The 12,816-nt window shown below is 63.6% G+C and carries 13 protein-coding genes; 9 read left to right on the top strand and 4 right to left on the bottom strand.

The annotated features are described in order from the left end of the window. A complete protein-coding gene (locus tag ABC729_RS18735; protein ID WP_495609123.1) occupies window positions 1-1,152 on the bottom strand; it encodes an iron-containing alcohol dehydrogenase in 1,152 nt (383 codons plus the stop codon). A gap of 188 nt (window positions 1,153-1,340) precedes the next feature. Further along, window positions 1,341-2,105 carry a phytanoyl-CoA dioxygenase family protein gene (locus ABC729_RS18730; RefSeq protein ID WP_495609122.1) on the bottom strand — a complete coding sequence of 255 codons (765 nt, stop codon included), beginning with the start codon at window positions 2,103-2,105 and terminating at the stop codon, window positions 1,341-1,343. Window positions 2,106-2,210: 105 nt separating this feature from the next. Here ABC729_RS18730 and ABC729_RS18725 point away from each other — a divergent pair, with 105 nt between their 5' ends. The 4 genes from ABC729_RS18725 to ABC729_RS18710 all read left to right on the top strand — a co-directional run bounded on the left by ABC729_RS18725 (window position 2,211) and on the right by ABC729_RS18710 (window position 7,699). After that, a complete protein-coding gene (locus tag ABC729_RS18725) occupies window positions 2,211-3,110 on the top strand; it encodes a LysR substrate-binding domain-containing protein (RefSeq protein ID WP_495609121.1) in 900 nt (299 codons plus the stop codon). Window positions 3,111-3,197: 87 nt separating this feature from the next. Then, entirely contained in the window at window positions 3,198-4,016 is an 819-nt protein-coding gene (locus ABC729_RS18720) for a sugar phosphate isomerase/epimerase family protein (RefSeq protein ID WP_495609120.1), read from the top strand. A gap of 90 nt (window positions 4,017-4,106) precedes the next feature. After that, on the top strand, window positions 4,107-6,299 hold the full coding sequence (locus tag ABC729_RS18715) for a glycosyltransferase family 4 protein (RefSeq protein WP_495609119.1): 2,193 nt from the start codon (window positions 4,107-4,109) through the stop codon (window positions 6,297-6,299). Between the two features lie 101 nt (window positions 6,300-6,400). Further along, on the top strand, window positions 6,401-7,699 hold the full coding sequence (locus tag ABC729_RS18710; protein WP_495609118.1) for a glycoside hydrolase family 130 protein: 1,299 nt from the start codon (window positions 6,401-6,403) through the stop codon (window positions 7,697-7,699). Between the two features lie 54 nt (window positions 7,700-7,753). Here the strand turns inward: ABC729_RS18710 and ABC729_RS18705 are convergent, their stop codons facing one another. After that, window positions 7,754-8,263 (bottom strand): YciE/YciF ferroxidase family protein, encoded by a 510-nt coding sequence (locus ABC729_RS18705; RefSeq protein ID WP_495609117.1) that lies wholly within the window; start codon window positions 8,261-8,263, stop codon window positions 7,754-7,756. After that, complete coding sequence (locus ABC729_RS18700; RefSeq protein ID WP_495609116.1) at window positions 8,244-9,152, bottom strand: hypothetical protein; 909 nt, start codon at window positions 9,150-9,152, stop codon at window positions 8,244-8,246. The genes ABC729_RS18705 and ABC729_RS18700 overlap by 20 nt, the downstream gene beginning before the upstream one ends. A 185-nt stretch (window positions 9,153-9,337) precedes the next feature. On the opposite strand from ABC729_RS18700, the gene ABC729_RS18695 reads away from it, so the two are divergent. The 5 genes from ABC729_RS18695 to ABC729_RS18675 all read left to right on the top strand — a co-directional run bounded on the left by ABC729_RS18695 (window position 9,338) and on the right by ABC729_RS18675 (window position 12,755). Then, window positions 9,338-9,565, top strand: coding sequence for a hypothetical protein (locus ABC729_RS18695; protein WP_495609115.1), 228 nt, complete (start codon window positions 9,338-9,340; stop codon window positions 9,563-9,565). 5 nt (window positions 9,566-9,570) lie between these two features. Beyond that, on the top strand, window positions 9,571-10,389 hold the full coding sequence (locus ABC729_RS18690) for a mechanosensitive ion channel family protein (RefSeq protein WP_495609114.1): 819 nt from the start codon (window positions 9,571-9,573) through the stop codon (window positions 10,387-10,389). Between the two features lie 26 nt (window positions 10,390-10,415). Further along, window positions 10,416-11,168 (top strand): SDR family oxidoreductase, encoded by a 753-nt coding sequence (locus ABC729_RS18685; RefSeq protein ID WP_495609113.1) that lies wholly within the window; start codon window positions 10,416-10,418, stop codon window positions 11,166-11,168. A gap of 4 nt (window positions 11,169-11,172) precedes the next feature. After that, window positions 11,173-12,297 (top strand): glycoside hydrolase family 130 protein, encoded by a 1,125-nt coding sequence (locus tag ABC729_RS18680; RefSeq protein ID WP_495609112.1) that lies wholly within the window; start codon window positions 11,173-11,175, stop codon window positions 12,295-12,297. Window positions 12,298-12,398: 101 nt separating this feature from the next. Continuing rightward, window positions 12,399-12,755, top strand: a complete 357-nt coding sequence (locus tag ABC729_RS18675; RefSeq protein ID WP_495609111.1) for a group III truncated hemoglobin — start codon at window positions 12,399-12,401, stop codon at window positions 12,753-12,755. Window positions 12,756-12,816: the final 61 nt, after the last annotated feature.

Genomic DNA, 12,816 nt, shown 5'->3' with positions numbered 1-12,816 from the left:
TTACCAAGCGGCCCGGTAGATGGAGAGGGCGTCGGCTTCTGTGATCGGGCGGGGATTGTTGATCAGCAGGCGTTGCTGCAACATCGCGTCCGACGCCATACGGGGCAGGTCACCCTCCCCCACGCCGACATCGCGCAGACGTTGCGGCAGACCGCTGGCCTGCGACAGTTCCACCATGGCCTGCACCAGACCTTCGGCCCGCGCCCCCTCCCCCTGACCGGTCAGGGACGGGTTCAGGATGGGGCCCAGTTCAGCATAAAGGGGGGCCGCCGCCGGCATGTTGAAGGCCAGGACATGCGGCAGCACCAGGGCATTGGACAGGCCATGCGGCACATGGAACAGCCCGCCCAGCGGATAGGCCAACGCATGCACGCCCGCCACCGGCGCATTGGCAAAGGCCACGCCCGCCAGATGCGCGCCCAGCAGCATGGCCCCGCGCGCATCGGCATCGCCGGGCACGGTACAGGCGCGCAGCAGGTTAGCGGACAGAAGCCGCAGGGCCTCGCGCGCCAGCATATCCGACATCGGATTCTTCAGGCGCTTGCTTGTAAAAGCCTCAATGGCGTGGACCATGGCGTCGATGCCGGTGGCCGCCGTCACGGGCCGGGGCAGGCCCAGGGTCAGCAGCGGATCAAGGATCGCCACGTCGGGCAGCAGCACGGCACTGCTCACCCCGCGCTTTTCGCCATTGCCGACGGAAATGACGGTGACGGGTGTGGCCTCCGACCCGGTGCCCGCCGTGGTCGGCACCAGCAGCAGCGGCAGCCGGCGACCGCGCGCATTATCGACACCCCAGATGGCATCCAGCTCATCATCGGCTTCCAGCAGATAGGCTGCCAGCTTGGCCACATCCATCGGGCTACCGCCACCGAAACCCAGGACGGAAACGGCCCCCGCCTTGAGCCCCGCCGCGACGGCGGCCAGCACCGTTTCCCGCGACGGGTCGGGCTCCACACCATCGAAAATGGCGATCGGCACACCGGCCCTGTCCAGTGCGGCCAGGACCGTATCCAGCAATCCCAGGCCCCGCACCCCCCGGTCGGTGACCAGCAGGCACGGACCGGGCGGCAGCAGATTGGCAACCTGTTCCACCACGCCGGGCCCGCTCAATACACGCGGACCATAATGGAAACGGAAGGCGGGGCTGGACATGAATGGATCCCTTCTGAATGGAGCCTGTGCAACCAAGTGAAACACAAAGCAAGGGTGTGTTTCACGGTTCATGCCTTACCGGCCTCGACAGCCCGAGGCTACGAATGGGGGAAGACGCGAAGATGGCTTTGATGATAGCAGCATAACAAAGACGGGGCGGGAAGTCAGCAATCCTGCCGTCTTTCCCCTCAGGCGAACGTCACCTGCTTGCCGTTGCGCAGCACCGGGATGGCGTTGCGGCGCAGCTGCTTCGTGCCGGGGTTCAGGATCACTTCGGGGCTGTACTGGGCCAGATAGACGCGGCGCATACGGTCGGTGCGGTTGGCACCCGTGGCGTGCAGCAGCAGGGAGGAGAAGGCGACGATGCTGCCCGCCGGCACCTCCACCACCACGCCTTCCTCGTCCCCCGTCCAGCCGACCAGATCGTTGGTGCCGGGCTGGCGCACATGGGGGACGATGCCTTCACGCGTGGCGGGAACCTGGCTGAAAGGCAGCACGCGGACGGTGCCGTTTTCGATGGTCGTATCGTCCAGGGTGCACCAGCAGGTCAGGTACGGCTTGTGATCCGGCGGGCCGCCATTGCCCACGACATAGCCGCTATCCTGATGCCAGCTGAAGGACATGCCGCCGCCGGCCCCCTTCACCACATACTGATCATAGAAGAAATAGGCATCGTCGCCGATGGTAGCGCGGCAGATGTCGGCCATGACCTCGGAGAACAACATTTCGCGCAGTTCCGGCTGCACCCGCTGGCATTCGCCCGCGAAATAGCGGTTGCCGCGATGGGTGATGCCGTCGACATCCACGCCCAGCGCGTCCAGCCGCGCATCCTCCCGCTCCACCATGCGGCCGCATTGGGCGCGCAGGATGTCCAGCAATTCTCCTTCCAGCACGCGTTCGAAAACCGCGTAGCCTTCACGCTGGAACTGTTCGCGCTGCTGTTCGTACTTCATGGTTTCCTCCGGCTATGGGCTGTTGTTGAAACCATTCTGCCGCCGGATCAGCCATCGCATCCAATCGAATTGCATCACGACTTCATTCGTGAATACTATGTCCCCATGCGGATGCGACAGATAGAGGCGTTCAGGGCGGTGATGATGAGCGGCGGGGTGACCGCCGCCTCATCCATGCTGAACATCTCCCAGCCGTCGGTCAGCCGATTGATCGCCGATCTGGAATATTCCGTTGGCTTCCCCCTGTTCGAACGGCGGGGCGGGCGGGTGCATCCCACGGCGCAGGCGGAGACGCTGTTCGAGGCGGTGCAGCGGTCCTTCACGGGCCTGGACCTGCTGACCCAGGCGGCGCGGCGCATCCGGGCGCATCCCGTCGGAACAGTCCGTGTCGCCTGTCTGTCGGCCATTGCCACCTCTGTTCTGCCGCCCGTGCTGCGCCGGTTCCGGGAACAGCATGGGGACGTGAAGGTGACGGTGGAGGCGCTGGGCCAGCGGGCCATCGAGGATCGGGTGTTCCTGGGTCAGGCCGACCTGGGCATCGGCGTGGCATCGGCCCCGCGCGAGGGCATCCGCGTCACGCCCCTGATCCGCGCCGATTATGTCTGTGCCCTGCCGCCCGGTCACCGGCTGGCGGCGAAGGACAGTTTGCAGATAGGTGATCTGGCCGGGGAAAGCTTCATCGGCCCGATGCATGAGGCCGATGCCCTGTGGAACGGGATCGACGCCGCCCTGGCGGCACATGGGGTGGTGGTGGAACGGCTGCTGGAGTGCCAGCAGTCGCTGCCCATCTATGCCTATGTCGAGGCGGGGCTGGGTCTGGCGATTGTTGAGCCATTTTCGGCCCGGCTGTTCCGCCGGTTAGGTGTTGAGATACGGCCCGTGCAACCCGCCATCGGTTTTGACTTCACCCTATTGGAACCCGACATCGGCCCCACACCGCCGCCCGTCGCGTGGCTGTCCGATGCGGTGCGGCAGGAGGCGGCTTCCTGTCTGGCCGGGTCATAGCATCCACGCATGAGCTGTTGAGCGATTGTGATTGGACGCCAAAGCCGGAAGGGACGAAGCAGGAGCATCGGCCACCGGGAGGGTTCCATGCCCCGTCTTCTGATCCTGCAATCCGTCTGGGGGATGGATCAATGTCCCGGCTTTGATGTCTGGAACGATCTGGAAACGGCATTGCAGGCCGTGGTCGATGCCGGGTTCGACGGGGCGGGCACCAATCTGGTGCGCAAGGAACGTACCGCTATCACGTCGCGCTTCATGAATGAACGCGGGCTGGCCTGGGAGGCGCAGGTACTGGCCCGGACCGCGGACGAGCTGGACCGGTTCGCGGATGAGGCGGCATCCCTGTCGGCCCACCATCTGAATGTGCAGATCGCGGGGCCGATGGACCGGGTGGCGGACGCCGTGCGGCTGGTGGAAAGCATGGAGCGGGTACGGGAACGGGCGGGCGTTCCCATCTTCTACGAGACGCATCGCGCGCGGCTGACCCAGGATTTGCCCTTCTTCCTGCGTATGCTGGACGCCCTGCCGGACATCCCGTTGACCGCCGACCTTTGCCATTATGTCGTGGCCGGGGAATGGGACCTGCCTGTGGACGCGGCCAAGCATGCCGCGATTATCCGCGTCCTGCGTCAGGCCCGCGCCTTTCATGGCCGCGTCGCCACTGCGCATCAGGTACAGGCCCCGATTGGCGGCCATCACCAGCCCTGGCTGGACCTTTTCCTGGGCTGGTGGCGGCAGGGTTTTGATCATTGGCGGGAACAGGCGGCGCCCGATGACAGTCTGAGCTTCATGGTGGAACTGGGGCCGCCACCCTATGCCGTGGTCGATACGGATGGGCGTGAGTTGACCGACCGATGGCAGGAGGCACAGCGGATGATGGCGCTGGTCCGGGGGCTTTGGGCCTGAACGGCAGCAGAACGTATAAGGGCGTGGAACCATTCCGCCGGGCTGGCGTTTCCATTGGGAACCCCTCCCCCCCCAGGAATGGATATGAAGATGCTGCGCCGCATTGCCCTGATCGGTACCGCCCTTCCCCGCCGCTGCGGAATCGCGACATTCACGACCGACCTGCATGCCGCGATAAGGGCGGTGGATCGGCAATTGGCCGCCGAGATCGTCGCCATCACGGACAAGGACCAGAGCTATCCCTATCCGGAGATTGTGCGCCTGGAAATCCGGGATGATGTCATTGACGATTATATCCATGCGGCGGAAGCCCTGAACGAAGGTGGTTTCGACCTTGTCTGCATCCAGCATGAATTCGGGATTTTCGGCGGCGACGCGGGGGGACATCTGCTGTGGCTGTTAAAAACGCTGCGGGTGCCGGTGGTGACCACCCTGCACACCGTATTGGCCGACCCGAACCCGGATCAGCGGCGTGTGATGTCGGCCATCATCGATGCCTCGGCCAAGATCGTTGTCATGGCGGAAAAGGGCCGTCAGTTCCTGCGCAGCATCTATAGTGCACCGGCTGACAAGATCGCCGTCATCCCACACGGCATCCACCGCGTCAGCTTTGAGGAGCCGGACGCGTTCAAGCGCAAGCTGGGTTTGCAGGATCGGTCGGTGATCCTGACTTTCGGCCTGCTGTCGCCCAACAAGGGGTTGGAGACGGTGATCGACGCCCTGCCCGCCATCCTGGCGCGCCGGCCCGATGCCGCCTATGTGATCCTGGGCGCCACGCACCCGCAACTGTTGCGCAGCCAGGGCGAGGAATATCGCGAACAGCTGCTGGAACGGGCCCGCCTTCTGGGCGTGGAAGATGCCGTCATCTTCGCCAACCAGTTCGTGGACCGGTCCACCCTGCTGGACCATATCGCCATGTCGGATGTCTATGTCACGCCGTACCTGAACGAGGCGCAGATGACGTCGGGCACCCTGGCGCAGAGTTTCGGTCTGGGCCGGGCCGTCGTCTCCACCCCCTATTGGCATGCGGCGGAGCTGCTGGCCGATGGGCGCGGCGTGCTGGTGCCGTTCAATGAACCGGACGCCATGGGCGAGGCCATCGGGACCTTGCTGAGCGATGATGAGGCACGCGACCGGCTGCGCCGTGACGCCTATGATTATAGCCGCGACATGGTTTGGAACCGGGTGGCGGAACGGTATCTGGACATGTTTGAGGATGTGGTCCGGGCGTGGCGGCCCCGGCCGCTGCCGGCCGTGATGGTGCCGCGTCGCGTGCGGGACCTGCCGGAACCCAACCTGACCTATCTGGAACAGATGAGCGATGATACGGGCCTGTATCAGCATGCGGTCGGGTGCATCCCGGATCGGGCGCATGGTTATTGCGTGGATGATAATGCCCGCGCCCTGCTGCTGGCCTGCCACCTGTCGCAGCATGCGGGGCAGCGTCTGCCGGACCTGATGGTGTCGCGCTATGCCGCCTTCATCCAGCATGCCTGGAACCCGGACACTCAGCATTTCCGCAATTTCATGGGCTTCAGCCGGCAATGGCTGGAACCGCGCGGATCGCAGGACAGTCACGGTCGCACGCTCTGGGCCCTGGGCGTGGCCGCCGGCAGCGACCCGCACCCGGCCCGGCGGGAATGGGCGCGCAATCTGTTCCGCATGGCCTTGCCGACAGCGGCGGAATTTCCGGCAACGCGGGCGCAGGTCTTCACCCTGCTGGGTCTGGACCCCTGGTGCGCGGCCAATCCAACCGACGGTGCGGCACTGGACCTGCGCGAGCGGATGGCCACCCACCTTCTGGGCCTGTTCAAAAGCCATGCGACAATGGACTGGTGCTGGTTCGAGGATGGGTTGTCCTATGACAATCCGCGCCTGTGCCAGGCCCTGATCCTGGCCGGGCGGGCCATGGGCAGCAGTTGCATGCTGGATGCCGGTTTGCGCTCGCTGCGCTGGCTGGCGCGGATGCAGACATCGCCGCAGGGGCATTTCCGGCCCGTGGGGTCGGAAAGCTTCGGCGATACCCGCGCAAGGCCCCGCATCTTTGATCAGCAACCGCTGGAAGCCGCCGCCATGGTCGCGGCCTGCGAGGTGGCCTCCACGGTCGATGATGATCCGTTCTGGCTGCGCGAGGCGAACCGCGCCTATCGCTGGTTCGAGGGGCATAACGACCAGGGCCAGCCGCTGCTGGACGAAGATGGGGCGAGCCGTGACGGGTTGCGTCCCGATGGGTTGAACCAGAATCGGGGGGAGAATCCGTCCTGTCCTATCTTCTGGCCCTGATCGACCTGCGGCGCATGGTGGCGGCCGAAGCCGCCCGCCGCGCCCCCGTTCAGATCCAGGCCATCCGCGCCTGACGGCATAAAGTTGGAAAGGAGTGAAACGTGCCCCCCATCCCGAGCCTGACCCGCTTGGCCCTGCACCTGCGGCCAGACCCGTCGCGCGTCGTCGTGCGTCCTTTCAAGCCGGCAACCGAGCCGCGCGACCTGAAATCCACCGACAAAACCCGCGCCAACCGGATCGTTGACCGGGTGCTGTCGCTGGATCCGGACAGCACGGCCAGCCAGCTGACCGATATCCTGGAGAATTTCCGGGGCCGGCACCGGCAATTGCTGGAGATATTCGAAGCCCGTGCCGATGAGATGGAAGAGGCGCTGGACAGCCACGACCCCTTCACGCCGACACAGCGGCAACTGGTCGGCGCCTATTTCCTGCACGAATATTCGTTCGAGGCGTCGGCCCTGTTCAACCCGTCCATCGTCCGCCATCCCGATCAGACGGGGGTGATTGAGGGGGGCTTGCGCTTCATCCTCAGCCTGCGGGCCGTTGGTGAGGGGCATATCTCCTCCCTCACCTTCCTGACGGGCATGATCAGCCCGGACGGGCGCATCCTGATGGACCCCAAATCGCATCTGGCCTCCATCCCCCGCATCACCAACCGCCGCCCCGGTCCCGACGGGGAAGAGGTGGAGATCGCGTTCCGACCGGAAGATGACATCAGCGAATGCGTCATCTTCCCCGTCACCAGCTCGCAGGCCAATGGCATCGAGGATGCGCGTTTCGTGGAATTCGTGGATGGCGGGCACAAGACCTTCTATGCCACCTATACCGCCTATAGCGGCCATTCCATCCGAACCGAACTGATGGAAACCCGGAATTTCGACAATTTCCGTATGTGCCCGCTGCGCGGCGTCGCCGTGCGCAACAAGGGCATGGCCCTGTTCCCCCGACGCATCAATGGCCGGTATGCCATGATCGGGCGGCAGGATAATGAGAACCTGTATCTGATCTATTCCGACGACCTTTATACCTGGGATGACGGACAGCCCATCCTGCGCCCCACCCAGCCCTGGGAATTCGTGCAGATCGGCAATTGCGGCCCGCCCATTGAAACGGACCATGGCTGGCTGTTGCTGACCCATGGCGTTGGCGCGGTCCGGCGCTATTCCATCAGTGCGGTACTGCTGAACAAGGATGACCCGTCGCAGGTGATCGGTCGGCTGACCGAGCCGCTGCTGCGGCCTGAACAGGCGGAACGGTCGGGCTATGTGCCCAATGTCGTCTATACGTGCGGGGCGCTGCTGCACCAGAAGCTGCTGGTCATTCCCTATGGCATTGCCGACACGATCACGGGTTTCGCGACCCTGAATATCGATGATCTTGTCGCGGCCATGGAGTGTTGAGAAACGACAACTGGACAGGCCACCCACCGGTGGGTGGCCTGTCCCGGCCTTCAGTTACACGCTGGCAGCCCGTGGGTTGAGGATATTGTCCGCCAGCATTGTCAGCTTACGATCGGTATCCTCCTCTTCCTGCAAATTCTGTTGCAGCAGTTCCGCACAATCGGCCCGACCCAGCTTTTTAGCCCAGGCCACCAGGGTACCGTAGCGGGTGATCTCATAATGTTCCACCGCTTGGGCGGCGGCGGCCAGAGCGGCATCCAGCACATCCTGATCGTCGATCTCGCCGGCGATTTCGTTACTTTCCTTGATGATGCCGTCGATGGCGGGGCAATCCACGCCCTTGATATCAACGCCATGCAGCTTGAACACCTGCTCCAGACGCTGGATCTGGCCGCGCGTTTCCAGCAGATGGGTCTCGAACCCTTGCTTCAGGGCCGAGGCACTGGCCTTGCTGATCATCTTGGGCAAGGCCTTCATGATCTGGTTTTCGGCATAGTAGATGTCGCGCAGCGTATGCACGAACAGATCATCCAGGGTCTGGATGTCACGGGTGAACAGGCCCATGGCGGCTCTCCTGTCGGGTTGGCTGTCGAGAGAGAGGGCGTGCAATGAAGCGCCCATCGTCTCTCATTGAGAAACGGCTCCAGTGAGCCGGGGTTCCCGGCCCTCCCAAAAGAACCGACCCATACCCCTTATCCGCTTGAGCAAAAAACAGCGCCTGGAAAATCAAAGCCTTCATTTCCGCATGCTCAAACGGCTTTCGGACAATAAAGACGGGTTCCGGGCGGTTGCCGGTCAGCAGCATTTCGGAGAAGGCGGTAATAAAGACCACAGGCGGCTTGATATGGGTGTAGAGGCCGTCGGTGATGCCGACATGGCTGCCACCGTCGGCGATGATCAGGTCGGGCCGGTCGCGCGGCAGGATCAGCATGGCCTTGGCGTGCGTCTGCGGCATACTGCTCACGCGCAAACCCAGATCCTCCACGATCCGCACGATGTTCATGGCGATCAGGGGCTCGCTTTCAATGATCATCACCTCCGCCCCGCCCAGACGGGTCAGGCTGTCGCCGGCGGCGTCGATCAGGGCGGATACGCCCTGCGTCGTAATCCCCATGATCTCCGCGACCTCGCCCACGGAAAAGCGTTCTACTGAGATCAGCAGCAGCGCCTGACGTATGCGCTGCGGCAACATATCGGGGGCTGGCGGTCGCCAGAGATCGGCAGGGCCAGCCTCAGTGCCGTCGCCCCAGCTGGTGGTGGCCAACAGGCTGTAAAGCCTGAACAGGGCGACGCGCAGGCAGGAGACGGCGGGCAGGATCGTGGCATCGTCATGCAGGATATCCAACATGGCCGTCACATAGGCATCGCCGGACGACTGACTACCGGTCATGGCCCGGGCGTGGTGGCGAAGGCGGGCCAGATGCGGCTCCATATCGTGCCTGGTGATGGACATGTTTCCCCCGAACGGCACATATTATTTTACTGCTGATACGCGAACTTTATACATTGCCAATATAGAAACCGGCGAAATGGCATCGGCGGTACACCCGATGCCACCACCGCCATGACCGGTTTCCGTTTGGAACACCAGTCCGATCAGGCCGTTGTTCCCTTGTGAAGACCATGGAGGAAAAGGCCATGCCATCGCCCCCCGACCCGGACCGCGATCCCGACCAGCAGGAACCGCAGGTGTCTGAACAGCATCTGGAGATGAAGGAGACGGGGCCGATCATGACATCGGTGCCGCCAGAGCGGCAATCGGTTGATGTGAAGCCCATGCGTTATGTCCTGGGTGTGGGCATCGCGCTGGCGATTGCGGCGATGATCCTCGCCTTCATGCTTACGGGTGGCTATCAGGGACGGTGACGGCCATGTACAGCGGCATCCCGGAGCTGGCGCATCTGGAGAATATCCTGATCGTCTATGGTCTGCGCATGATTGCCGCTGTGGTGATCCTGCTGATCGGGCGGTGGATCGCCATGATCGCCGCCGCCATGGTGCGCCGGGGTCTGGAGGCCGCGACCCAGGTGGACGCCACCGTCACAGCCTTTCTGGCCAGTCTGGTCTATTACGGCATCCTGGCCGTGACCATCGTTCTGATCCTGCAGGTGGCGGGGTTGCAGGCGACCAGTCTGGTGGCCGTGCTGGGGACAGCGTCGCTGGCCATCGGTCTGGCCCTGCAGGGAACGCTGTCCAATCTGGCCGCCGGCGTCATGCTGCTGATCTTCCGGCCCTTTCGCATCGGCGACATGATTGAGGTGGCAGGCAAGAGCGGCATCGTCGTCAGCCTGAACGTCTTCATGACGGAAATCGCCGCCGGGGAGAATGTGAAGGTGCTGGTGCCCAACGGTCAGGTCTGGGGCACCGCCGCCATCACCAATCTGTCCGCCTATCCTACCCGCCGCATCAGCCTGACCATCGCCATCCCCATGAATGATGACCCGGAGGCGACGGCCGCCCTTCTGCGCGGGGAGATGGCACGCGACCGGCTGCTGCTGCCCAACCCGCCCCCCAGCGTCACTGTCACGGCGCTGGGGGCGGTGGATGTGGAACTGACGGTCCAGGCCTGGACCCGGACGCAGGATGTAGTGCGCGCCAAAGAAGACATGATCCGTCACCTGCGTAACCTGCGCCGGGAGACGACGGAGACCGACGACGATGGCGGCCCCGTGGCATCCCGCCCCGCCTGACCCGCAGCAATACAGGAGCCTGTCCCATGACCGATCTGAACGACGCCCATACCAGCGAACCTGATCTGGCGGGCCAGCGGGCCGCTATCACGGGTGGCACCACGGGTATCGGCCGGGCCGTAGCCGTGCTGCTGGCCAGCTATGGCGTGAAGGTCTTCATCTGCGGCCGCACACCGGAGCATCTGCATGATGCCCTGAACCGCATCCGGGAAGTGGGAGAAGGCGACGGCATCGCCATCGATCTGGCGGAGGATGGGAATCCCGCGAAATTCCTTTCCGCCGCCGCTTCCTATCTGGGTGGACTGGATATTGCCGTCATCAATGCCGCCATATCGGCGTCGGGCCTGTCGCAGATGTCGGCGGATGAATTGCGCTATGCCATCGCCACCGATTTCACTGCCTATATCACCAGCGCGCATGCCGCTCGCAACCTGATGGGCGACAAGGGGCATATCATCCTGATCGGATCGACCAGCGCGCATTCCCTGTCGCCGAGATCCACGGTCTATGCCGGGATGAAGGCCGGCATCGCCGGCTTCGCGGAGGCCTTGACCAAGGAACTGGGGCCGAAGGGCATCAAGGTGTCGCTACTGGAACCGGGTTTTACCCAGGCCGACCTGCATTATCCCGACCTGCCCGCCGACAAGCAGCGTGACCTGATCCAGGAGCACAAGATGCTGCGTTCCGAAGATATTGCCGTCGGCGTGCGGTATCTGCTGACCCAGCCCGACCGGGTGGTGATCCAGCAATTGACCATCGTTCCCCGACTGAAGGACTGAGATCATGGGTTTTGCCATCGACCGGCTGGTGCTGACGCCTGACGATATCGATCTGTCACTGTCCCCGCTTGCCGGGCAGGTGGAGGCGGAAACCTATATCCTTGGTGCCTTCAATCCAGGCCTGACGCGGCTGCCCAATGGCAACCTGCTGATGATGGTGCGGGTGGCGGAGGCCTTGCGTGAACCGATCCGTGACGGCCACGCCCACACGATCCGCTGGGATGATGACAGCGGGCGTTTCGTGCTGGATGCCTGGCCCCTGGAACTGGTGGATACCGCCGATCCACGCAAGTTCCTGGTTCATGGCGGCGGCTGGCGCATCATGGCCTTGACCTCCCTGTCCTGGCTTTTGCCGGTGGAGCTGGATGCCGAGGGGCTGAACCTCGTCGCCATCCATTATGACCGCGCCATCACGCCACGCGCGCCCTTCCAATGTTACGGGGTGGAGGATGCGCGTATCTCCAAGGTCGGCGAGCTTTACATGATGACCAGCTGTTCGGTCAGTCCGGAACGGCACTCAACCACGCTCTATTGTTCCAATGACGGCGTGAACTGGGATTTCGATGATATCGTCCTGGATCATCAGAACAAGGACATGCTGATTTTTGAAGGGCTGATCGAAGGACGCTATTGGGCGCAGACGCGACCGCTGGGCGACCTTTATTTTGCCTATCCACCGGGAAGCCCCTGGCGGGCGGGGCCATCGATCAACCTTGCCACCTCCCCCGACGGGCGGCACTGGAAACCCTGCCGCCGGCCCGGCATCCGGCCACGGTCAGGGACAGTGGCGACGGCGCGCATGGGCGGGGGCGCGCCGCCCATCCTGACTGACCATGGCTGGCTGACCCTGTGGCACGGGGTGGAGCCGAAAGAGATTGTGGGTATCTACCGCACCTACTGGTCACTGCTGGACCGGCAGGACCCCAGCCGCATCCTGCACAGCCCGGTCGAGCCGTTGCTGGAACCCGATCCCGCGCTGACCACGCCCATCGAACATCAACTTTATGTGCGCGATGTCGTGTTCACGACGGGGATCGTGGAGGCGGGTGATCATTATATCGTGGCGTCCGGGGAGAATGATCTGGCCTGCCGCATTACCCATATCCCTAAGGCGCTGTTCGTGCCGTAGGGATACCGACCCGCGACATAGCGTCCATAAAGCTATATTTGATTTGCGTCTTTTGTGTCTGATCGCCATCCTGCCCCCGTCTTGCTGTATAGGGACCGATTATGGACGATCACGCTTTGAGCCAACTGGTGCGCGCCTTTTATGCGAAGGTCCGGCAGGACCCGGAACTGGGCCCCTGGTTCAACAACGCCATCAGCGATTGGGGGCATCACGAGGCGCTGCTGTCCGATTTCTGGTCGTCGGTGATGACGGGCAGCGGGCGGTACAAGGGCAACCCGATGGCAGCCCATCTGCGCCACCGCGCCGCCATGACGGAAGAAAGGTTCGACCGCTGGCTGTCGCTGTGGCAGGAAACAGCGGAAGCGACATTGTCGGCAGCGGACGCGGCCGCCGTGCGGGCCACCGCCGGGCGCATCGCGCGCAGCCTGCAACTGGGCATGCAATATATCGCCGCCTGATCGCGGACTTGACAGAAGCGGCGGCATCGCCGGATAGCATATGAAAACAAGCCCTTGCCGA

Source organism: Niveispirillum sp. CC-CTL257, assembly GCF_059489915.1.
This window is presented reverse-complemented; position numbering and strand designations above follow the sequence as displayed.

Excerpts from the sequence above, each read along its gene's own strand:
- ABC729_RS18685 (WP_495609113.1), top strand. The coding sequence starts at position 10,416 with ATGACCGATCTGAACGACGCCCATACCAGCGAACCTGATCTGGCGGGC.
- ABC729_RS18680 (WP_495609112.1), top strand. The coding sequence starts at position 11,173 with ATGGGTTTTGCCATCGACCGGCTGGTGCTGACGCCTGACGATATCGAT.
- ABC729_RS18725 (WP_495609121.1), top strand. The coding sequence starts at position 2,211 with ATGCGGATGCGACAGATAGAGGCGTTCAGGGCGGTGATGATGAGCGGC.
- ABC729_RS18700 (WP_495609116.1), bottom strand. The coding sequence starts at position 9,152 with ATGTCCATCACCAGGCACGATATGGAGCCGCATCTGGCCCGCCTTCGC.
- ABC729_RS18730 (WP_495609122.1), bottom strand. The coding sequence starts at position 2,105 with ATGAAGTACGAACAGCAGCGCGAACAGTTCCAGCGTGAAGGCTACGCG.
- ABC729_RS18715 (WP_495609119.1), top strand. The coding sequence starts at position 4,107 with ATGCTGCGCCGCATTGCCCTGATCGGTACCGCCCTTCCCCGCCGCTGC.
- ABC729_RS18675 (WP_495609111.1), top strand. The coding sequence starts at position 12,399 with ATGGACGATCACGCTTTGAGCCAACTGGTGCGCGCCTTTTATGCGAAG.
- ABC729_RS18735 (WP_495609123.1), bottom strand. The coding sequence starts at position 1,152 with ATGTCCAGCCCCGCCTTCCGTTTCCATTATGGTCCGCGTGTATTGAGC.
- ABC729_RS18705 (WP_495609117.1), bottom strand. The coding sequence starts at position 8,263 with ATGGGCCTGTTCACCCGTGACATCCAGACCCTGGATGATCTGTTCGTG.
- ABC729_RS18695 (WP_495609115.1), top strand. The coding sequence starts at position 9,338 with ATGCCATCGCCCCCCGACCCGGACCGCGATCCCGACCAGCAGGAACCG.
- ABC729_RS18720 (WP_495609120.1), top strand. The coding sequence starts at position 3,198 with ATGCCCCGTCTTCTGATCCTGCAATCCGTCTGGGGGATGGATCAATGT.
- ABC729_RS18690 (WP_495609114.1), top strand. The coding sequence starts at position 9,571 with ATGTACAGCGGCATCCCGGAGCTGGCGCATCTGGAGAATATCCTGATC.